The organism is Paenibacillus liaoningensis (genome assembly GCF_059609455.1).
Window position 1 is genome coordinate 141,427 of sequence record NZ_JCAALU010000018.1, and the last position, 18,929, is coordinate 160,355.

An 18,929-nucleotide genomic window follows, 5' to 3' on the forward strand; every position below is an offset into this window, starting at 1 on the left:
ATGCAATGGACAATGAGGCAGGCAAAAACAATAAAGTGCCATTTGAAGAGGATAATTACACGCATAACATCCACAAAAACAATGAACGCCAGCTAGACCGCAGGGGCTTTCTGAAAACGATGGTTGGCGCAGCCGGCGTATTCGCCGTGTCCACGCTTCCGTGGGGCGGACTTGCCGCAAAGGAGCTGATGGGCTTTGGAAAAAGCAGCCATCCGAAGAAGAAAATCGCCGATGTGCAGGCGCTCAAAGTAGGAGAGGCGGTGGAATTCCACTACCCCGGCGACCATGAATCAGCACTGCTGATCCGTCTGGGCGACAATAAATACAAGGCTTATCAAAATGCTTGTACGCACTTGAAGTGCCCGGTGTTCTGGAGCCGGGAGGAGGATCAGCTCGTCTGCCCTTGCCATCATGGCTTTTTCGACCCCCAATCGGGCAAGCCGACAGCAGGACCGCCGAGGAGAGCGCTGCCTGAGGTATTGGTTGAAATCGAAGGTGGAGCGATTTATGCGACAGGGGTGAAGCGGTATGAAACGTAGCTACAGAGGCGTCATTTTGCTGAGCGTCGTGCTTTTTCTGAATATCGTCTGTACGCAGTATGTCGTTAATCATTATTTTCATGAAAAATATGAGCTTGTCCTCGTATTTGCTTTGCTGAATGTTCTGCTATTCCCGCTTGCACTATGGATTTATAAGAAGGAGGTACGCAGATGAACGGAAATAAAACGCAGCTATCCATTCAGACGGGAAGCCTGATTCTTGGGTTTATGGTTTGGGTAATTCTTTCATCGCTCATTCCGTTTATTAAGGAGGATATCCAGCTGACGTCAGGCCAGCTTGCCTGGGTGACGGCCATTCCGGTGCTGTTCGGCTCAGTGCTTCGGATTCCGGTCGGCTATTGGACAAATCGCTACGGCGCGCGCAAGCTGTTTGGGTTTAGTTTTCTCATTTTGCTTGCACCCGTCTATTGGGTCAGCCTGGCAGACAGCTTTGCCGATCTGATTATCGGCGGGATTTTCCTTGGCATCGGGGGCGCGGTGTTTTCGGTTGGCGTCACTTCTCTGCCGAAATATTACCCGAAGGAACGGCATGGCTTTGTGAACGGCATTTATGGCATCGGAAATTTGGGTACGGCGATTACGGCTTTTACCGCTCCCGTAGCGGCTAACTATCTGGGGTGGAGCAAAACAGTGCTGCTGTATCTGGTGCTGCTGGCCATATTCATCTTGATTAATTTTATGCTGGGAGACCGCAATGAGCCGAAGGTGATGGCTTCTTTGTCGGAGCAGATCAAAGGGGTATACCGCAATGAAAAGCTGTGGGCACTTTGTTTGTTTTATTTTATTACCTTCGGCTCTTTCGTCGCTTTTACGGTCTATTTGCCAAACTTCCTCGTCTCGCATTTTGAGCTGAGCAAGGTGGATGCGGGGCTGCGCACAGCTGGCTTCATCGTACTGGCGACCATCATGCGGCCTGTCGGTGGCTGGCTCGGTGACCGTTTCAATCCATTTGTGATTTTGATGTTCGTGTTTGGCGGACTTACGCTGTCAGCGGTTGTCCTGTCGTTCGCACCATCCATCGGCATGTATACGGTCGGCTGCCTCATTATTGCGCTTTGTGCCGGTACAGGCAACGGGACGATTTTCAAGCTGGTACCGCTGTATTTCGTCAAGCAGGCGGGCATTGCAAACGGCCTGATCTCCGCTATGGGCGGGCTTGGCGGATTTTTTCCGCCGCTGCTGCTGTCCGTTCTGTTCAAATGGACGGGGCATTACGCCATTGGATTTATGGCGCTGTCCGAGGTTGCGCTGGCGAGCCTAATACTCGTCATTTGGCTGTTCTATCAAGAGAAGCTTGGTCAGGCTGAGCGCTTGATTCAGCAAAACGCTCAAAATGCTCACAGCACAAGAAATAGGCTGCCGGGCGATATGGTCAAATCTTAAAGGTTACAGGTCAGGCTTCATTTTATAGATGCTCAGGGAGGGATTGACGATGAAATCGGAATTTATGCTGGATTTATGCTTCATCCGCAAGCAGGAGCAGGGAAGCTCATTTACTAAATCAATTGAAGCGCTGCTCCAGCAGCTGTTTGCTAAGAAATCCTCCTGGTTTCTGGAAGAGAAGCAGGAGGGGGAGCTTCAGGTCGTCAATGCGGCGGTGAAAGGCTACAGCGACTGGGAGAAGGATGAGGAGGTGCTGTTGTTTATTGAGGAGCAGGCACCACCGGAATTTTGGGATTGGATTCAGGGCTATCGGCTGGAGCTGGATTTGAAGCGTCCTGAGGAATGCCGGCACTGCGGCGAGCAAGCGGCTCGTAAAAATGCTGAAGCAGGAGCAGCCTCATGATGGCGATGCAGCGCTTGGTTGATGAGTTGATGCCGTATGCGGGCAGCCGCATTAAGGTGTGGATGGAGGATCGCTCAGGCGAGCAGCAAACACTGCCGAAGCCATATACGCTGTTTAAGGTGGCGGCGGCAAGCGATGGAGCACAGCTGTTGTTTTATTTTAACAAGGAGCAGTTTCTGTCGGTTCCGGTGTTTGATGAGAAGCATACGCTGCTGGAGCAGACGCCGACTGGACCGCGCTTTGTCTCGCATGATGAGCAGTCGCAGCTGCATTATTGGGTGTATTTTTTATAGAGCCGTTACCTTTTCGCTATAGAGCTCCAACGTCGCTTGGGTTGTGACGGCGGGGCTTGTTTTTATAATGTCGGTTTGACAGTATGGATTTTATCAATTATCATTTAGATATTATCAAATCGACATTATTAAAAATGAGAGCGGGGAACGAGCCATGTTTGGATTTGAATTCGTTAAGTTTCAACCGAGCGATTATATTATTCAGGTGAAGAACGGGAAGGTTGTGAAAGAGGGCGTTGGTCTGTCCTTCTATTATTATGAGCGGGCGTCCTCGGTGGTCGTCATTCCGATTTCCTCGATCGATGTGCCGTTTATGTTTGAAGAGATTACTCGCGATTACCAGACGGTAACGGTGCAGGGACAACTGACCTACCGGATTGTGGACTACCGCAAAATGATGGAAATTATGAATTATACGTACAATATAAAGAAAAAAGCTTATATTTCCGACGATCCGGTCAAGCTGTCCCAACGCATGATTCAACTTGCCAAGGTGCTGACGAAGAAACAGCTGGCGCAGCTGCCGCTTAAGGAAGCGATCCAATCGAGCGAACGGCTGGCGAAAATGATTAGACAGGAGATCAGCCAGCATGAGGAGCTGGCTAAGCTGGGCATCGAGCTGATGGGCTTGTCCATTTTGGCGGTACTGCCGAACAAGGAGACGATGCGGGCACTTGAAGCGCAGTCGCGTGAGCAAATGCTTCAGGATGCGGATGAGGCGCTGTACGTGCGTCGTAATTCCTCCATTGAGCAGGAGCGGCGCGTGAAGGAAAACGAGCTGAACACGGATATTGCGGTTGAGCAGAAGAAGAGGCAAATTCGCGAAGCGCAGCTTGATGCGGAGCGCTCGGTGCGCCAGAAGCAAAACGAGCTTAAAGAGGTGCAGCTGCAATTTGATACGCAGCTTGAGGAGAAGAAGCAAGCGATGATTGAGCTCGCTGCTGTTATGAAATCACTACATGATACCCAGCCATATGTGCTGCAAGCGATGACAAATATGGGCATGGATTCGAATAAACTTATTGCGATTGCATTTCAGGAGATGGCGGAAAAAGCGGAGCGGATTGGACAGCTGAATATTTCGCCGGATCTGCTGCAAAGCCTGATTCCTGGGACTGGGAACGGGGCGAGCTTGGGCAAGTCGGAAGCCAGAGGAGGGGCAGGACGATGAGCCGGGCAGCGGGTGCAGATGCAAAATTTATCGTCGTGAAGCGGAAGACGAGGCTGGAGGAGCTGCTCGTTCGCTACAATACGGTGCAGCAGGCGAAGTTTTACATTGAACGGCTTGGCGCGGACTTTGGCGACTATTGGCTGGAAAATGTAGTGTATCAAAATGCTGTCTCATTGGCGGTAAGCGAGCTGGAGCAGCAGGGCAGAGTCCAAGTGCTGGATCGCGAGCATGTGCCCAGCTTCCTATTCGGCGACCACGATATCGTGGTTGCGATTGGCCCGGATGGGCTAGTTGCGGGTACGCTCAAATATTTGGACCGCCAGCCGCTCATTGGCGTCAATCCGGAGCCGCAGCGCTGGGATGGCGTGCTGCTGCCCTTCACGGTTGGAGATTTGCGATTGCTTATTCCCGAGGTGCTGCGCGGGAAGCGCCGGGTTCAGCCGGTTACACTGGCAATGGCGCAGATCAACAATGGCCAGTGCCTCTACGGCGTTAACGATTTGTTTATCGGGCGCAAAACCCATGTGTCGGCGCGGTATGAAATTAAGCTGGAGGAGCATGCCGAGCAGCAGTCCTCCAGTGGCATTATTGTATCGACCGGCCTCGGCGCAAGCGGCTGGCTGCGAAGCGTGCTTGCCGGGGCAGCCGGCATTGTGAGCAGCGCGACGCGTCAGCCGCTGACGCTCATGCCTGAAGATCTAGACGCGGCTGAGGAACAGGAGAAAGGCCGGCTGGACTGGTCGGCGGATTCGCTTTATTTTACGGTCAGAGAGCCATTTCCAAGCCGGACGACCGCAGCCTCGATCGTTTTCGGGCAAATCAACGAGCAGCGCAAGCTGCGGATCATGTCGCAAATGCCGGACGACGGTGTTATTTTCAGCGATGGGGTAGAGAGTGATTTCCTTAACTTTCATTCCGGGCTTGAGGCGACAATTGGGCCAGCAGATCGTCAGGGACATCTCATCGTTTAAGCAAAGGACAAGGCAGGAAGGTGGGCGATGCGCACGGTCATTTTGGAAATCTATAGGGAGATTCACACGCCAGTCCACTGCAATCATGTTATAATTGGGTCATGGGTTGATGGGGATGATTCGGATTAGCAGGAATACGCTTGTGAACCTAATCTAGAGATGAGAGAGTGGTTTTGAAATGCTGCGTCGATTTTTTTCGTATTATCGTCCCTATAAGGGACTGTTCTTTCTTGATTTCGGCTGCGCCATTCTTGCCGGATTGCTGGAGCTGGCTTTCCCGCTTGCGGTCAGCCAATTTATTAACGATTTGCTTCCAAGCCAGAACTGGACGCTGATCGTTGCTGCTTGTGCGGGGCTGCTTGCTGTTTATGCGCTCAATACGGCGCTTAATTATGTCGTCCCATAATACGCAAAAGGTATGTGTTATTAGTTAAAATTGACCTCTACAATCCTAAAAGGCAGGTTATCCGTCTTCTTTTTACCTTTTTTATCCAGACCATCAGGCACATCGCATTCAACCTCGATATATTCATAGATAATCTGCATCAATTCTTTCTTCCCGGCATCATCTGATTTTCTCCACATGCTTTCAAAGTCAAGCAAATATTTCCGGACCTCAGATGTCGCTCCAATTTGCGAAGCTTTTACCCGGTCCATTTCTGCTAGCATGATTCTCTCTTTTTCATCTTCTTCCCGCTTACGGCTCCGGAAGTCATGTTCAGTGATTAAATCCTCCGCAAACATGTACTGCCATTTCTTGCGTCTTTCACCGAGCGCATTCAGGTCTTTCTGTAATTGTTCTAATTCTTGTTCCGATGCATCATTTTTCTCTTCCTCAACAGCAACTGCTGCTGCAACTTCATCTATACTCAAATCCAATGATTCGCCCATAGAGCGCACATGTTCGAGTATTAACTCTTCTGCAACCGATTGCCGTAACATAGGGAGATTGCATCCATATCCTTTTGCCGAAGAATAGCAGCGATAGAATGTAACGGGGTCATATTTAGTTTTGTCTTTTCTGCGATTTTGATAGAATGCGGCCTTCATCTTACTACCACAGCGAGAACAGCGAAGCACGCCAGAGAACCAATAATCCGCTTTATTCGAATTACCGTACTTCTCGCGCTTGATTAGTATTGCATTGTGTTCCTCAAATTCTTCCCACGTGAACACAGTAGGGTACTGATGATCTCTTACCTTAGTATTCACCCGATCAATGCGCTTACGGTGGAGGTATTTTCCTCGTTCATCTTTTCCGCCACGGCGAATTTTTCCAGCATAAAAAGGATTCTCGAGAACGTATATTACCATTTCACCTGACCAAGGCTTTCCGCGCCGCAAACGATTGGTAAGGTTTAGTTGCTTAGCGATAGTTCTGCCGCCAAGACCTGACATATACAAGCGTCGCAACTCTCGTAAGATTGTGAACTCCTCAGGAACCAAATGCATAAACTCGCCGTCCCATGTGTATCCGTAAGGGACAATACCGCCAGGGAATTTCCCTTCTTCAACGAGTTGATCCATCGCCATTTTTACGCGCTCACTGAGGTTGCCGCGCTCCCATTCCGCGAGAGCTGCCACGATTGTGATGAATAACCGTCCCATAGCTGTTGTCGTGTCATATACCTCTGTAGCGCTCCGAAACTTGATACCAAACCGTTCGAACATATCCATTAGGTTATGTAGGTCGCGAACGGATCTCGTGAGCCTGTCTAATCTGTACACTAAAATCACGTCGAATGTATTAGATCCTGCGTCCGCTAGCATCCGTTTAAGCTCAGTGCGATTCAAGTCTTTAGCCGACTCGCCTTCTTCGATGTATACCATTACCACTTCCCAGCCTTGCGATAGGGCATAAGCCTTGCAGCTGGCGATCTGAGCATCGAGCGAGTAACCTTCTTCCGCCTGCATGTCTGTTGATACCCTTACGTATATGACCACTCTCATGTTGTCGCGTCCCCCTTAAATTAAAAGGCTCTACCAATAAGGTAGAGCGTTGAACTTATTTTGTACGTTGGAGTTCATTTTTTGTACACTGGAGTTCATCAATGGTTGCTAAGACCTCTATAACGACTTGCTTCGATGGGTCAGCAGAATCGAAATCTTGCTTGAAGCATACGACGCGACACTCATTGTCTATCACAGTGCGTATAAATTTAGCGAATTCTACTGAATCCCGGTAGAATCGGTCGATGGAAACGGCCAATATCGTAATTTTTTCGCCGTCATTCATCATTTTTAAAATTTTATTAAACTCAGGCTTGTCGCCATCGGCAGCAAATCCAATATCAATGAAGTAATCAGTTATCGTAAACCCTTTTTCTTTAGCTAATTCCTCTAATAGTTGCCTTTGCTCATGTTCGTATTTCGACGCTCTTACATAACCTACTGTTTTCATATAAACTCTCCTTTTTTCCACCCCGGTTAAGGGGCTATAACTTTATTTTTAATATTGTTTAATTCGATTTCATAATTTTGCAATGCTTTTTTTGCCAAAGAAAGATCCAGGCCTGCTCTTGATCGCGGGTTACTATCAAATCTTTCTTTGCGAGTCGGATTTTCGCTTAATGGTATAAACTCATTTCTTATTATTTGTTCTAAAGTATACACTGAATAGTCAAAAACCTGCATTAAATATTCAGAAGATTTTACGTATTCTTCGGATTTGAATTTCCAATCACTCGCCAATTTGATAACGTATTTATGATTATCATTAACTTTTTCAAGAACAGCTTCTGCTTCAGGAATAGAAATTTCATGTTCGTCGATGGGCGATATGTCATCAGCAAGAAAATCATAAATTTCAGAAGATTCTCGTATGAATTTCTCTGCTTCATCACTTTCCTTCTTTTGCTTGTCCAATGTTGTAGCTTTCTCTAATAGTGCTAGAGCATCTTTATCAGTAGGCTTCTCGATTAAAGCCATATTCAATTGTTCTATTGCCTGAGTGTAGTTTTTTTCGATCATATAATCTTTACCGCTTCTCATATTTTTGTCAAACGAAGAACAAGATACGCAAATAATCAAGATAGCTACCGCTGATAGTAACTTAATCCATTTCACCTCGAAATCCCCCTTTATTTTATATCTATGTAATCGGCTCTGCATCGACTAAAAGTTACATCAATTGGGCAACATGACCTAAAAAGGAGATGATGCCATGCCTATGCCGGTATTTAACGACAATAATGATCTGGTATACATTGAAATACATGAAATATACAGTATCCATAAGGATTCTAAATCTAGAAAAATTATCGTAACAGCTGCTTGCGGAGAGTACTACTTACCTTCCACAATCGAGCAGGTTGATTCCATTATGTCTGATGCCGGGTTCTTTTTGATCGACAAGAACAGAATAATAAATGTCCACCAGGTGAAGGAGTTCTATGATGGACAAGTTCGTGTAGATGGCTCGTATTATGATGTGGCAAAACGAAAACGTCGAAAGCTTCAAAATCTAATTGAGAAACGTTCTCGTGACACCAACGGTCATAATAGTTCGACATAATGCGACAAACAGTTTGGAAAATATAGTTTACAATAAAGACATGCCAAATGGGCGATTGCAAGCATTTAAATAGTGACGTAAAATGTCTATGTAATCGCTTAAACGTACTTTTTTGTACGTGAATTACAGTACTCAATCCCGAGAGTAGAAATCTCTACTCTGCTGCCTGATCCCATACATATAAATCATCTATCGCTACACCCAGCACTTGGGCAATTCTCCTAGCAATAACAACACCCATTATGCTTCTCATCTTTATGTAGTCGGTGAGTAATTGCTTAGAAATGCCGACCTGGTCAGCCAACCATTGCTGTGTTTGTCGATGGCGCTTTAAATGTTCTGGGATACGGCAGCTTATGGGTTTGAGTTCCATAAGGCTACCTCATATTTTAGGTTGATAAGAACATGTGTTCTAGTTTATGATGTATAAGCGAACAATGCGGCGAAAAGGGGTTGACCGCTTGTGAAAGAAACTGAACTTATATTTGCTAATAATTTAAAAAAGCTTACTGATGAAAAGAAGAAAATGCTTGAATCTAAACTTAACGAGCTCCTCAGTAAAAAGAGGGGCTAGGTTTTTCTTTTGTCTTTAAATTATCTATTCTTTAATTAGTCTCTCCATTAGTTCCAATATGTAGTTTTGATCATTTTCATTTAACGCTGAAAATTTTTTTAACAATAGTGTATCTTCCTCCACCATTTTTTTCTCCTCTCCTGCCACTAACCAATTCAAATCTACTCCAAACCAATCTGCTAATCTAGTCAATGTCTTTAAGTCAGGTTCTCTAGCCCCTGTTTCGTATCCCGCGTATGTTGTTCTGGCCATTCCTAATTTCTTCGATAGTTCCGCTTGCGAAAGTCCTGTTTTTCCCCGTAACTCATACAACCTCATGTGAAACATTAAATTCTCACCTTCTTCCATTAAATATTATAACGACGCAATACGCGACATTAAACATATGACTCAAAATAGGTCAAAAATAGTTGTTGACATGACTCAAAATGAGTCATATAATCAAATCATAGAACGGACGCAAAACGCGTCATTAAGGAGGAGATGCAAATGAGAGAATGGCTTGCAAGTATCAGGAACACAAAGGGTTTTACACAAAAACAAGTAGGAGACATTTGCGGCATATCTCGTAGTTTTTATGCTGACATCGAACGCGGTTCTCGCAATCCTAAAGTTGACACAGCTAAGGATATCGGAAACGCTTTAGGATTCGATTGGACGCTTTTTTTTGAGAAAAACGGACGCAAAACGAGTCAAGTTAAGGCGAAAATAGCCTAACAACATGATTTTACGACACAAATCAACATATTGAAAGGTGGGAGAAATATGAAATTGGTATTTATTGAAAACAATCGCCTGATTACGGATAGTTTGCTTGTAGCAGAGAAGTTCAATAAAGAGCATAAAAACGTTGTTCGGGATATCGAACTGCAAATAGAAAAGCTAGTTGAAGCAGGAGAAGAAGAGTGGGGTGCGCTCAACTTTGAGCATACCAAATATCAACACCCACAAAACAAACAATGGTATCCAAAATACAACATGACAGAAGATGCCTTCGCGATAGTGGCTATGTCCTACACCACACCAGAAGCGATGAAGATGAAGGTTAAGTTTCTACAAGAATTCAAGCGGATGCGTGAAGAATTGAACAAACCGCAATTCCACATCCCACAAACGAAGGTTGAAGCGCTGGAAGCTTACTTATTAGAAATGAAACGCAGCGAGCGGCTTGAATCAGAAAAACTGATGCTTGAGCAGCGTGTGAAGGAATACGAACCAAAAGTCAGCTACCTTGATACGATCCTGCAAAGCAAAGACAGCATCACGGTGACACAAATTGCTAAAGATTACGGTCTGACCGGTTACGAGCTTAATAAGATGCTTCACGAAGAGAAGATTCAATACAAAATGAACAAGCAATGGCTGTTGTACAGAGGTCATCAAGATAAGGGATACACGAAATCGACCACATGGGACGTGCATCACACGGACGGCACAACATCGGTCAAGATGAACACCCGTTGGACGCAAAAGGGACGGCTGTTTATACACGAAACGCTTGGCGCACGCGGCATTGTGCCTTACATGGATCGCGAACAATCGAAGGAGGCATAACCAATGACCATAACCAAAAACAAACCATCAGATCGCTGCCGCCAGCGTTACGCAGAATTCGCGAATCGACTAAGCAGACACGTGGAAATGCAGGAGCGTGAAGGCAAGAAATGATGGCAACCGCAACAATCTATGAAATAGCCAGCAATACGCAAGCCCATGCATTGAAAAAATTCAAGGAGTTACCGGAGAGTGCGGCAATGGAGTTGGCCTACAAATACTTTCTGCACGATGCGGAAGTCATCAAAAAAGCGCTGGAGCTGGCTGCAACTGAATATAAACCGAAAGGGATAGGTGAACAGTAATGAGTTATCGCGAATACGAAGAAGAACCAATGTGCGAGCCAATGCCTGAATTTCTTGAGAAGATACAAGGGATTGTAGAGGATGCGGTGATCGCTGGACGCGAGGAAATGTTAAAGGAAATGGGCAGGCTCCACCACACAATCAATGATGTTCAGAAGAAAAACAGTGAACTATCTGCTCAAGTTCGTGGCATAGATTCCGAAGTGAGAAAGCGGGTTGACGCAGCTCGCGAAGCGTTTGAACGCGAAATGTTCGGGGGTTTCCTCAGGGGTGAAACTTTCTTTTATGTAAACTTCGAACGAAATAGAGAGACATGCGAAACCTGTAAAGGTTCTGGCAAGCTACAAGCCACACTTGAAGGTGGGGCGCAGGTCGAAATTTCTTGCACTACGAAAGATTGTTATTCAGGTAAAGTCCTGACAGAGGCTTACTTTGTGCAGGAAGCCAAAGTCGAGAAAATCGCCTTTTACGCAAAAGAATATAACAAAAAAGAAGTGACGATATACTATCGCACTGACGGCGGTAACCAATATCTCGATGTTTCAGAGTGCTTCAAAACAGCAGATGAGGCACAGGTGCAATGTGATGAGAAGAAGAAAGAGCTGGGGAAACGAAATGGATAAACAGAAAGGGGTAGGTGATTAGCATGGATCAGCAAATGCTCGCCCGTATGTTGAAGAAACTCGTTGATGAAGAATACAGCCTTGATGAGTCAGCCAAATATGAAGGCGAAACCGTGGAGTATCTTCTCGACACATTGGATGACAGACGTAAGCTTAACGTCCAATTGATTGGCCTGCTAGAAATTATGTTGAAAGGTGGCGAGCAGCATGCAGCTTAGACGAACAGAACAGCCGCATCCAGTGGTGCGGGTGCGTAACCCACGTGATAATGAGCTTTGGCTAAGCGAGCAGCAGAAGCGCAACAGTGATTTTGCATCTATATATGGGGGGTTCAAAAAGTGAGTGAAAAAGTGAGGTTGACAAAGGAGCAGGCCGATGTGCTTGAAAACCTTGACCTTGATACTATCGTTAAGGCTCTATACATCGGATATGAGATAGAGAAAACGCCGGAAGAAAGTGTACATCAATACTATAAGTATGCGACGGAAAAGAAGGCAGATACTTTTTTCGACGGCGCGGAAGTTAATGCGGATTATTGGAACGGTGCGGGTGAAGGTTGCAAGACTACTCTTAATCTATTAGGTAAAAAGATCAAGGGGGTAAACGCATGAACGTTTGGGAGCATTTAAAGCCGCAAGTAATGGAGATCGTACAGGAGCTTTACTACTTGGGTTGGGACGCGGAGCAGCTTTCGGACTCTGTAAATCATCCTGATTGGCTGAGGAAAGACAAGCCCAAATCTATTCGTTCTCCATTCGCCGATGAACAATATTCCATTTACTTGTTCACAGTGAAGATGAGGCTGGAGGAAGCATGCAAAATCGTTGATGGGATGACCTCTTTCGATATTAATTACGAGAATATCCTACGCATGCACATCACAAGTTTAATCTGGGCCGAGCATGAACGTGAAGCGAAAGAGCAAGAAACGCAGCGTGGGCCTGTATGGAGCCATGAGAGCGTGCTGGGGAGGGATATTGCATGACCGAAGAACTCCCGTTTTACGAACGAGTGCAGGCAGAACGCGAAGATATCCTGTCGGCGTTGAAAATGGTGGTTCGATCATGGACGTACAACGAAGTGGAATCGGGCAATTCGGATGAGCGGATGTTTCCAAGGTTTCTCGAGCATCACCCTGAGTGGAATCACGACGAGCTTTACAAAACGATCGTGGAGGAGATGGATACTTGCATGCAGGAGGTTACAAATGGACTATCTCGCCTTGGCTAAACGATTCAAAGGTCATAGGTCAGGGCGAAGGATAGCCATCGTATTGCTGAAAAACGCCAAAAGAAAAGGCGCTGTTGTAGCAGCGCCAGTCAAGTAAAGGTGAAAGATAATACGGTCATTATAGACCAAAAGGAGAGATTGTTCAATGTTTGATCATGAAAATAGTGACAGCGATTATCTGCCAAAGGTAGCGCATCAAGATAGAAGCGTTGCAACGGAGTCAATGGTAGGCCGTCAAATGCAGGAAGTTAAGGCAATGGTGTTCATGGCTAAGCAGTTTCCGCGTGACTTATCTCAATCCTATCAGCGCATCATGACGGCTTGTGATCGGAAACTGCTGGCGGAGAATGCGGTTTATCAATACCCGCGTGGTTCCGAGAAAGTAACCGGTCCATCAATTCGATTAGTCGAGGTAATTGCTCAGAATTGGGGGAACATCGACTCAGGCGTTGTTGAATTGGAGCAGAAGTCTGGGGAATCGGTAGCTATGGCTTACTGCTGGGATTTAGAAACAAATGTCCGTGAGACAAAGATTTTCACCGTTAAGCATGAACGTCACACAAAGCGCGGTGTGCAAAAATTAACCGATCCTCGTGATATTTATGAGCTTGTGGCGAATATGGGCGCTCGCCGTCGCCGCGCTTGCATCCTTGGCGTTATACCTGGAGATATCGTAGACAAGGCAATACAGCAGTGTAGCAAGACTCTTATGGGCAAGAATAACGAACCATTGATGGATAGATTAAACGCTGTTTTGGCTGCATTTGACAAAGAGTTCAAGGTTTCGACTGAGATGGTAGAAACATATTTCGGTTATAAGATAAGCGCGTTTACTGAACACGACCTTGTTAGTCTCAAAAAAATAGGTTTATCGATAAGAGACGGCATGGCTAAGCGAGAAGATTACTTTGACATTAAAGGTATTGCTGCGCCAAAAGAATCCGTATCCAAAACGGTTGATGATTTCGAGGAATATTTGAAGCAGACAGAAGGAAAGGGTGCTCCTGACCATGATCCTAACCAGTCAGAACTACCACTCGATTGAAGCTAACCGGATTTATATGAGTAATAGCCAGTTCAAGGATTTCGAAGAGTGTGAAGCTAGAGCGATGGCGAAGCTGTCAGGGACTTATATAGCCCCTTCCAACGAACATTTCCTACTGGGTTCATACGTTCACGCATATGTCGAGGGGACGCTGGACGAGTTTAAGCGGACCACGCCAGAACTATTCACCTCTAAAGGCGAGCTTTATGCCAAATACGATAATGCGAATGCCATGATCCAAACCATCCGCGACGATGAATTTATACAATTCGTGCTGCAGGGTGAAAAAGAAGTAATTCTGACGGCTGATATGTTTGGCGCCAAGTGGAAGGCAAAGGTAGATGTTCTGAACAGGCAGCGTGGCAGGATCGTTGATTTAAAAACGGTCAAGGGAATTCGCGAAAAATACTGGAACAAGGAATACGGCATGTATGAATCATTCATAGAATTTTTTAAGTACATCCGTCAAATGGCGGTATATGCAGAAATAGAGCGGATTTCTTGCGGCCGTGCTGATTGGTTGGAACCTCTGATCGTTGCGATATCAAAAGAGAATACACCGGATAAAGCGGTTATCGGCTTTGATGATGAACGGTTACTTGTTGAATTAAATGAGGTTGCTGATAAGATGCCGAGAATTATGGCGGTAAAGCGTGGGTTCGAACCGCCTACACGGTGCGATAAATGCAGTTACTGCGCCCGCACAAAGAAGCTGCGAGGAATCACCCATTACAGCGATTTAGCAGTTTAGGAGGACACTATGAATCTATCCAACCAACCTATACGCGCAGTATTCAAGCCGTCACACGCTCGTAATAAGCCCAAACGAGCCGCTAGAGGTAAATTCAGCACCAAGACTATCAATACGATCGTAGAGCGCGACAAGGCACGTTGTGTGCGCTGTGGCAGCCATTATATTGAGTCTGTGCCTCATCACATCATCTATAAATCTCAGGGCGGATTGGGCACGGTAGACAACGGCGTATGCGTGTGCCGTCCGTGCCATACAGAGGCGCACAGTAAGCGTGAGGTTAGGCAGTGGTTTGAAAAATATCGCATTGATAATCTATTGGATGCAAATTAACTAATTGGACGAAGGCCTCCAAAGCGACTGAATTACCTAGCGGCAGCGGAGGCCGAATGATCATATTTTTTTGTAGGGATAACCCCTATAGCTCCATACCCAAAGAGGAGAGTGCGAAATGGACAGAACACTTTGCGCCAACTGCAATCGGATATACACGCTTAACGAACTTTGCCTGAATTGCAAGGTTGTTGACCCCGAAAAGGGATACCCAAGCAAAATAGCAGTTGTTTACCCAGAGGGCAGCGTACACCAGAAGCTGGCGACATATGCTTTTAACCATTTAGCAGCGGACGTGGATAAGAACCCCGAATTAGCGCGGGAGCTGGCGAAGGAATTTGGTTGCAGCGAGAACGATCTGCACGCCGCCCTGGAAGAATTGTATACCGAGAATTGAGGTGGGCAGATGATACGGACCATATACGTCGCTGGCGTCAATCGCAAGCATCTAGCTGCAGCGGCTGAAAGTGTGCCGTATTGGCTGCTGAGCGCCACGCTGCTACGCAAGTATCCGTCATGGATCGAGCCGTACATGCGTAACAGGTCGGTCATATGGGACCCCGGCACGTTTACGGATGACTGCATATCTTACCAAGGCTACCGCGCCTACATTGATCGTAACGTCAAGTCGCGGCACCAATACATGCAGTACGACGAGATCGGTAACCCAGAGGCGACGGAGTGGTATTTACGAGATATGAGGCGCCGGGGATATCGCCCCATACCGATCCTGCAGCCGGGCGGTGACGAAGGAATGCTGCAATCGGAGGAAACGGTTTTTGTCGGAGGCACAGTGCGAATGCCTGATGACCAGCGAAGGAGATATTTGGACAGCCTGCTGCTTAAGCCTATGCGCGCCAAGGTGCATTTGCTCGGCATGATGCGCCATGAATGGTTTGCGCCTTACAGTCAGGCTGTACAGGGCGACAACACCAGCTGGATACCGCGTGACGCATGGAATCGCAGGAAAAGCATAGATGAGTGGATGCGAGAATACGGCGAGCAATGGGTGCAGTATGAGCCGCGAGCTGCCGTTCAAATGACGCTATTTTAGCTCCATACAGAGAGGAGGACAACCCTATATGGGAGAGTCAAAGCGCAGGAAGGTCATAGAGGCGTTTCAAGCGCGAGCGCAGCAATACGCTGACGATTGCGGTATATCGGTGGATATAGCAGTTCGCAGGCTTAGGGTGTTTGATTATTATGGGCAACTGACGCGCAAGGCAGAACGTTGTCCATGCTGTGGTCAATATGAACTGTACATCGAAACGACCGATTACGAGTTCACGAACAACGAAAGCTGGGTAGCATGCGGCAAATGCGAGTTTGATACCGATTTGACAGCCGAGTATGAGCCGTTGCTGCACGGGTTTGATTTTGACGCTGTGTGGGCTATAAAAGGCGAAATTGATGATTGGACAGCATTTGCGTTAAAGGATACAGAGGAAATTGAAGCAGACATGTTAAAGCGGAGTAACCCCCTATAGAGGGGAAAGGAGAAAATAAATGGAGACTTTAATAACTTACACTCTTTCTATCGGTTTTCCCGGAGCAAAGAGGGAAATAGATTTCGAAGTAGATGCAAAAGAGCTTGAAGGATTGAGCGACGAGGAACGCAGGGATCGCATTACAGAATTGGCGTATGAAGATGCGCAGCAATATATAGAAGTTTCTGTTCGTGAGGGTTAGAGGGGAAAGGAGGCGGACAGATTGAACTACGAAAGAATGTGGAAAGAGCTTGTCGATTCTATACCTCACTTGGTTTGTGAAGGAGAAATAATCCACGTTTCGGATCTGGAAAGAACGATGCGGGAAATTGAATCGGATGGAAAGTATTAAGCGCCTTCGGGGCATCCAATACAGGAGGGAACAAACATGAAAGCTATTACGATCATAGAGCCGTATGCAACACTCATTGCGCTTGACGAAAAACGCTTTGAAACGCGCAGTTGGGCTACGAAGCACCGTGGACCGATAGCTATCCACGCAGGCAAGAAGATAGACAGGAAGGCTTGCGAGAGTGAGCCGATCAAGTCAACGCTCGCCAAACATGGATACACTGCGGATAATCTCCCCGCAGGTTCGGTAGTCGCGATAGTCAATTTATCCGATTCAAAAGCAATCCACATGGACCATACAGGCGATGCAGTGTTAATGGTTGGCGGTGTGCCGACTGACTGGATCGGACAAGCATCAAATGAATTCGCATTTGGCTGGTACGATGACGACCGTTTTGCATGGCATCTTGCAGACGTTCAGCGGTTTGCAGAGCCGATCCCAGCCAAGGGGCAGCAAGGGCTCTGGAATTGGGATGGTGAACAATGAAGAAACGTCAGCTTAAAAAGGTATTTAAGATCGTTGCAGCACGGTTAGAGCAGGGAAAGGACCTGCACAGATTGCATCTCCGCATTGCGAGGGATGCATACGGCGAGTATATTGACCGCTCATACATTACGGTGTTCCGTCCTTGGTGGTACGAGCAAGAGATAGGAAAACGCAAGCTTTCTGAGGCGCACAAAGAATTCTTCGAGAAGTGCCAGACGGAATTTGAGAGCTTAAGCGGAATTGACATGGAAGCATTGAGCGAATACGTTGAGCAGCTGCCTAAGCGCGAGCGGAAGCCTAGACAGCGTAGGGAGAAGCCGCCAGCGCCAATTCGTAAGCTGCGGAATCCGGAAAAGTTCGAGATAACCACTCTTAATAAAGGTGTGATAACCCGCGAGTCGGTAATTGGGGAGAAGGTGTTCACCATTGAAGAATATGACTTTTTCATCCGTCATGATGGAGAGGATTGGGTTGTGAGCGACGTATTGCTTGGCAAGTCAGTTTACAGGGATGAGCGATACAAAAGAGCTGTAGCTAAGGCTAAAGAGCGAGTACAGACGAATTTCGAGTCTTACAAGTCTATTGCCGCTGACCGTCAGGCTAACGGGTACTAGGAGGGCGGATTCAAGTGAGCGTTGTTATTAGGAATGAGGTTCACACAGCCAGAAAGACACACGAATGTGATGGATGTGGTCGGTTCATTTGGGCGGGCAACAGGTATCGCAGGATGTTTGGTTCCGCGTATCAATCAGATCCAAGGCGAGAAATAAAGCTGTGCAGCGGATGCTCTGATCTGGACGGCAACAACGATGGTCATGCGGACATTCATGCAGGTTGAATACAGAAATACATGGGAGGGCTACAAAATGAAACTCAAAGCAAAATGCCCGAAATGCGGAGTTAAGAATTGGAATCGAGATTGGGATAAAGCGACAAGGAATGTTTTTACAGGAAGCGACATCGGTAGTATATCTGATCCTGAATACAGAGATTGTTGCATCCATGTTTGTCCGTCATGCGGGGAAGAAATTGACGGAATTACAGATGTTGATGAGGTCTGAATACATGGGAGGGAACGACATGAAAAGAAACAATTTGCCAGGTGTATGGCTGGAAGGTGACGAGGGAACGACAATGCCGGATAAATTGAAAACGTTCATGCAGATGGTCATGAAGCAGGCGCGTAGAGACTCGCTAGTAGAGCTCATGGAAAGCTGGGGAATCTCGGAAGATGAGTACGACGAAATTGAAGAGTGGTTTCGAGATCAAGGGATTAGGCTCTAGGCATCACCCCATATAACCACCCATACAAAAGGGAGGAGGGAACGGAAGTGCTAGAAACGCAGCCAATAACGTATGCAGACGCCTGCGCTTATGTGGAGCAGTATCATCGGCATCACCCAGCACCACAGGGTCACAAATTTAGCATCGCGGTGGCTGACGAGCAAAAAGTTGTCGGCGTGGTCATGGTGGGGCGTCCAGTAGCGCGCCATTTGGATAACGGCAGGACACTAGAAGTCACTCGTTGCTGCACTGACGGAACACGGAACGCCCCGAGCAAGCTGTACGCAGCTGCGTGGCAGGCAGCGAGGGCTATGGGATACCGAAGGCTTGTCACCTATACACTGGCACAGGAACCGGGCACAAGCCTGAGAGCTTCGGGTTGGAGGTCACTCTACCAAACGCAGGGCGGAAGCTGGAATTGCGAGTCTCGCCCGCGTCTGGACAAGCATCCCACCGGACAGAAAACAATCTGGGAGATACTCGCTGAATAGTACCACCCATACAGCCGTACCCACGAGCTGGCGGCCCATCATACCCTTTGATAGAACGTCAGTTCGTGGAACCATTACATTAGGGAGAGTGAACGAAGATGAGGGAGATTAAGTTTCGG

At 46.9% G+C, this 18,929-nt stretch carries 34 protein-coding genes and 2 pseudogenes; 31 read left to right on the forward strand and 5 right to left on the reverse strand.

What is annotated here, in order from left to right; translation table 11 throughout:
* Positions 1-5: 5 nt before the first annotated feature.
* From AC6B99_RS26350 to AC6B99_RS26385, 8 genes and pseudogenes are all read left to right on the forward strand, one after another.
* Entirely contained in the window at positions 6-539 is a 534-nt protein-coding gene (locus tag AC6B99_RS26350) for a Rieske 2Fe-2S domain-containing protein (protein WP_056028502.1), read from the forward strand.
* Positions 529-714, forward strand: a complete 186-nt coding sequence (locus tag AC6B99_RS26355; RefSeq protein ID WP_046233447.1) for a hypothetical protein — start codon at positions 529-531, stop codon at positions 712-714. Before AC6B99_RS26350 ends, AC6B99_RS26355 begins: the two co-directional genes overlap by 11 nt.
* Positions 711-1,856 (forward strand): annotated as a pseudogene (locus tag AC6B99_RS26360) (nitrate/nitrite transporter); the annotation flags it as partial. The gene AC6B99_RS26355 and the pseudogene AC6B99_RS26360, both read left to right, overlap by 4 nt.
* 136 nt (positions 1,857-1,992) lie before the next feature.
* Positions 1,993-2,346: a hypothetical protein gene (locus tag AC6B99_RS26365; RefSeq protein ID WP_494880368.1), complete on the forward strand. Its 354-nt coding sequence runs from the start codon at positions 1,993-1,995 to the stop codon at positions 2,344-2,346.
* Positions 2,343-2,639: a hypothetical protein gene (locus tag AC6B99_RS26370; protein WP_496664594.1), complete on the forward strand. Its 297-nt coding sequence runs from the start codon at positions 2,343-2,345 to the stop codon at positions 2,637-2,639. The genes AC6B99_RS26365 and AC6B99_RS26370 overlap by 4 nt, the downstream gene beginning before the upstream one ends.
* A gap of 154 nt (positions 2,640-2,793) precedes the next feature.
* A complete protein-coding gene (locus tag AC6B99_RS26375) occupies positions 2,794-3,810 on the forward strand; it encodes an SPFH domain-containing protein (protein WP_496664595.1) in 1,017 nt (338 codons plus the stop codon).
* The gene (locus AC6B99_RS26380; protein WP_496664596.1) at positions 3,807-4,781 is read left to right on the forward strand and encodes a diacylglycerol kinase catalytic domain-containing protein; all 975 of its coding nucleotides are present in this window, start codon (positions 3,807-3,809) and stop codon (positions 4,779-4,781) included. Before AC6B99_RS26375 ends, AC6B99_RS26380 begins: the two co-directional genes overlap by 4 nt.
* 178 nt (positions 4,782-4,959) lie before the next feature.
* Positions 4,960-5,181 (forward strand): annotated as a pseudogene (locus AC6B99_RS26385) (multidrug ABC transporter ATP-binding protein); the annotation flags it as partial.
* A gap of 26 nt (positions 5,182-5,207) precedes the next feature.
* Here AC6B99_RS26385 and AC6B99_RS26390 read toward each other — a convergent pair.
* From AC6B99_RS26390 to AC6B99_RS26400, 3 genes are read right to left on the reverse strand one after another with little or no spacing between them, the layout of a single operon-like run.
* Positions 5,208-6,731 (reverse strand): recombinase family protein, encoded by a 1,524-nt coding sequence (locus AC6B99_RS26390; RefSeq protein WP_496664597.1) that lies wholly within the window; start codon positions 6,729-6,731, stop codon positions 5,208-5,210.
* A 55-nt stretch (positions 6,732-6,786) separates the two neighbouring features.
* Entirely contained in the window at positions 6,787-7,182 is a 396-nt protein-coding gene (locus AC6B99_RS26395; RefSeq protein WP_496664598.1) for a recombinase family protein, read from the reverse strand.
* A 26-nt stretch (positions 7,183-7,208) separates the two neighbouring features.
* Positions 7,209-7,847 carry a hypothetical protein gene (locus AC6B99_RS26400; RefSeq protein WP_496664599.1) on the reverse strand — a complete coding sequence of 213 codons (639 nt, stop codon included), beginning with the start codon at positions 7,845-7,847 and terminating at the stop codon, positions 7,209-7,211.
* A gap of 97 nt (positions 7,848-7,944) precedes the next feature.
* Here AC6B99_RS26400 and AC6B99_RS26405 point away from each other — a divergent pair, with 97 nt between their 5' ends.
* Complete coding sequence (locus AC6B99_RS26405) at positions 7,945-8,295, forward strand: LytTR family transcriptional regulator DNA-binding domain-containing protein (RefSeq protein ID WP_496664600.1); 351 nt, start codon at positions 7,945-7,947, stop codon at positions 8,293-8,295.
* Between the two features lie 154 nt (positions 8,296-8,449).
* Here the strand turns inward: AC6B99_RS26405 and AC6B99_RS26410 are convergent, their stop codons facing one another.
* The gene (locus AC6B99_RS26410; RefSeq protein WP_496664601.1) at positions 8,450-8,668 is read right to left on the reverse strand and encodes a helix-turn-helix transcriptional regulator; all 219 of its coding nucleotides are present in this window, start codon (positions 8,666-8,668) and stop codon (positions 8,450-8,452) included.
* A gap of 225 nt (positions 8,669-8,893) precedes the next feature.
* A complete protein-coding gene (locus AC6B99_RS26415; protein ID WP_496664602.1) occupies positions 8,894-9,196 on the reverse strand; it encodes a helix-turn-helix domain-containing protein in 303 nt (100 codons plus the stop codon).
* Between the two features lie 162 nt (positions 9,197-9,358).
* On the opposite strand from AC6B99_RS26415, the gene AC6B99_RS26420 reads away from it, so the two are divergent.
* The 22 genes from AC6B99_RS26420 (at position 9,359) to AC6B99_RS26525 (ending at position 18,810) form a co-directional block, all read left to right on the forward strand.
* Positions 9,359-9,586 carry a helix-turn-helix transcriptional regulator gene (locus tag AC6B99_RS26420; protein WP_496664603.1) on the forward strand — a complete coding sequence of 76 codons (228 nt, stop codon included), beginning with the start codon at positions 9,359-9,361 and terminating at the stop codon, positions 9,584-9,586.
* 48 nt (positions 9,587-9,634) lie between these two features.
* Positions 9,635-10,423: a Rha family transcriptional regulator gene (locus AC6B99_RS26425; protein ID WP_496664604.1), complete on the forward strand. Its 789-nt coding sequence runs from the start codon at positions 9,635-9,637 to the stop codon at positions 10,421-10,423.
* A 110-nt stretch (positions 10,424-10,533) separates the two neighbouring features.
* Positions 10,534-10,728, forward strand: coding sequence for a hypothetical protein (locus tag AC6B99_RS26430; RefSeq protein ID WP_496664605.1), 195 nt, complete (start codon positions 10,534-10,536; stop codon positions 10,726-10,728).
* Positions 10,728-11,351, forward strand: coding sequence for a hypothetical protein (locus AC6B99_RS26435; RefSeq protein WP_496664606.1), 624 nt, complete (start codon positions 10,728-10,730; stop codon positions 11,349-11,351). Before AC6B99_RS26430 ends, AC6B99_RS26435 begins: the two co-directional genes overlap by 1 nt.
* 23 nt (positions 11,352-11,374) lie before the next feature.
* Positions 11,375-11,569 (forward strand): hypothetical protein, encoded by a 195-nt coding sequence (locus AC6B99_RS26440; protein ID WP_496664607.1) that lies wholly within the window; start codon positions 11,375-11,377, stop codon positions 11,567-11,569.
* Complete coding sequence (locus AC6B99_RS26445; protein WP_496664608.1) at positions 11,559-11,693, forward strand: hypothetical protein; 135 nt, start codon at positions 11,559-11,561, stop codon at positions 11,691-11,693. Before AC6B99_RS26440 ends, AC6B99_RS26445 begins: the two co-directional genes overlap by 11 nt.
* On the forward strand, positions 11,690-11,962 hold the full coding sequence (locus AC6B99_RS26450) for a hypothetical protein (protein ID WP_496664609.1): 273 nt from the start codon (positions 11,690-11,692) through the stop codon (positions 11,960-11,962). Before AC6B99_RS26445 ends, AC6B99_RS26450 begins: the two co-directional genes overlap by 4 nt.
* Entirely contained in the window at positions 11,959-12,336 is a 378-nt protein-coding gene (locus AC6B99_RS26455; RefSeq protein ID WP_496664610.1) for a hypothetical protein, read from the forward strand. The genes AC6B99_RS26450 and AC6B99_RS26455 overlap by 4 nt, the downstream gene beginning before the upstream one ends.
* A complete protein-coding gene (locus AC6B99_RS26460) occupies positions 12,333-12,581 on the forward strand; it encodes a hypothetical protein (RefSeq protein WP_496664611.1) in 249 nt (82 codons plus the stop codon). The genes AC6B99_RS26455 and AC6B99_RS26460 overlap by 4 nt, the downstream gene beginning before the upstream one ends.
* A 145-nt stretch (positions 12,582-12,726) precedes the next feature.
* Positions 12,727-13,626: a hypothetical protein gene (locus tag AC6B99_RS26465; protein WP_496664612.1), complete on the forward strand. Its 900-nt coding sequence runs from the start codon at positions 12,727-12,729 to the stop codon at positions 13,624-13,626.
* A complete protein-coding gene (locus AC6B99_RS26470) occupies positions 13,592-14,377 on the forward strand; it encodes a PD-(D/E)XK nuclease-like domain-containing protein (protein ID WP_496664613.1) in 786 nt (261 codons plus the stop codon). Before AC6B99_RS26465 ends, AC6B99_RS26470 begins: the two co-directional genes overlap by 35 nt.
* A 9-nt stretch (positions 14,378-14,386) precedes the next feature.
* On the forward strand, positions 14,387-14,710 hold the full coding sequence (locus AC6B99_RS26475) for an HNH endonuclease (protein WP_496664614.1): 324 nt from the start codon (positions 14,387-14,389) through the stop codon (positions 14,708-14,710).
* 118 nt (positions 14,711-14,828) lie between these two features.
* Positions 14,829-15,107 carry a hypothetical protein gene (locus tag AC6B99_RS26480; protein WP_496664615.1) on the forward strand — a complete coding sequence of 93 codons (279 nt, stop codon included), beginning with the start codon at positions 14,829-14,831 and terminating at the stop codon, positions 15,105-15,107.
* Between the two features lie 9 nt (positions 15,108-15,116).
* Positions 15,117-15,764, forward strand: coding sequence for a hypothetical protein (locus AC6B99_RS26485; protein ID WP_496664616.1), 648 nt, complete (start codon positions 15,117-15,119; stop codon positions 15,762-15,764).
* A 28-nt stretch (positions 15,765-15,792) separates the two neighbouring features.
* Positions 15,793-16,197: a hypothetical protein gene (locus AC6B99_RS26490; RefSeq protein ID WP_496664617.1), complete on the forward strand. Its 405-nt coding sequence runs from the start codon at positions 15,793-15,795 to the stop codon at positions 16,195-16,197.
* A 19-nt stretch (positions 16,198-16,216) separates the two neighbouring features.
* Positions 16,217-16,399: a DUF7167 family protein gene (locus tag AC6B99_RS26495; RefSeq protein WP_496664618.1), complete on the forward strand. Its 183-nt coding sequence runs from the start codon at positions 16,217-16,219 to the stop codon at positions 16,397-16,399.
* 21 nt (positions 16,400-16,420) lie between these two features.
* Complete coding sequence (locus AC6B99_RS26500; protein WP_496664619.1) at positions 16,421-16,549, forward strand: hypothetical protein; 129 nt, start codon at positions 16,421-16,423, stop codon at positions 16,547-16,549.
* 36 nt (positions 16,550-16,585) lie between these two features.
* Positions 16,586-17,035, forward strand: coding sequence for an ASCH domain-containing protein (locus tag AC6B99_RS26505; RefSeq protein WP_496664620.1), 450 nt, complete (start codon positions 16,586-16,588; stop codon positions 17,033-17,035).
* On the forward strand, positions 17,032-17,649 hold the full coding sequence (locus AC6B99_RS26510; protein WP_496664621.1) for a hypothetical protein: 618 nt from the start codon (positions 17,032-17,034) through the stop codon (positions 17,647-17,649). Before AC6B99_RS26505 ends, AC6B99_RS26510 begins: the two co-directional genes overlap by 4 nt.
* Positions 17,650-17,901: 252 nt before the next feature.
* A complete protein-coding gene (locus AC6B99_RS26515; protein WP_496664205.1) occupies positions 17,902-18,096 on the forward strand; it encodes a hypothetical protein in 195 nt (64 codons plus the stop codon).
* A gap of 19 nt (positions 18,097-18,115) precedes the next feature.
* Entirely contained in the window at positions 18,116-18,319 is a 204-nt protein-coding gene (locus AC6B99_RS26520) for a hypothetical protein (protein WP_496664622.1), read from the forward strand.
* A gap of 47 nt (positions 18,320-18,366) precedes the next feature.
* Positions 18,367-18,810 carry an XF1762 family protein gene (locus tag AC6B99_RS26525; RefSeq protein WP_496664623.1) on the forward strand — a complete coding sequence of 148 codons (444 nt, stop codon included), beginning with the start codon at positions 18,367-18,369 and terminating at the stop codon, positions 18,808-18,810.
* Positions 18,811-18,929 lie beyond the last annotated feature (119 nt).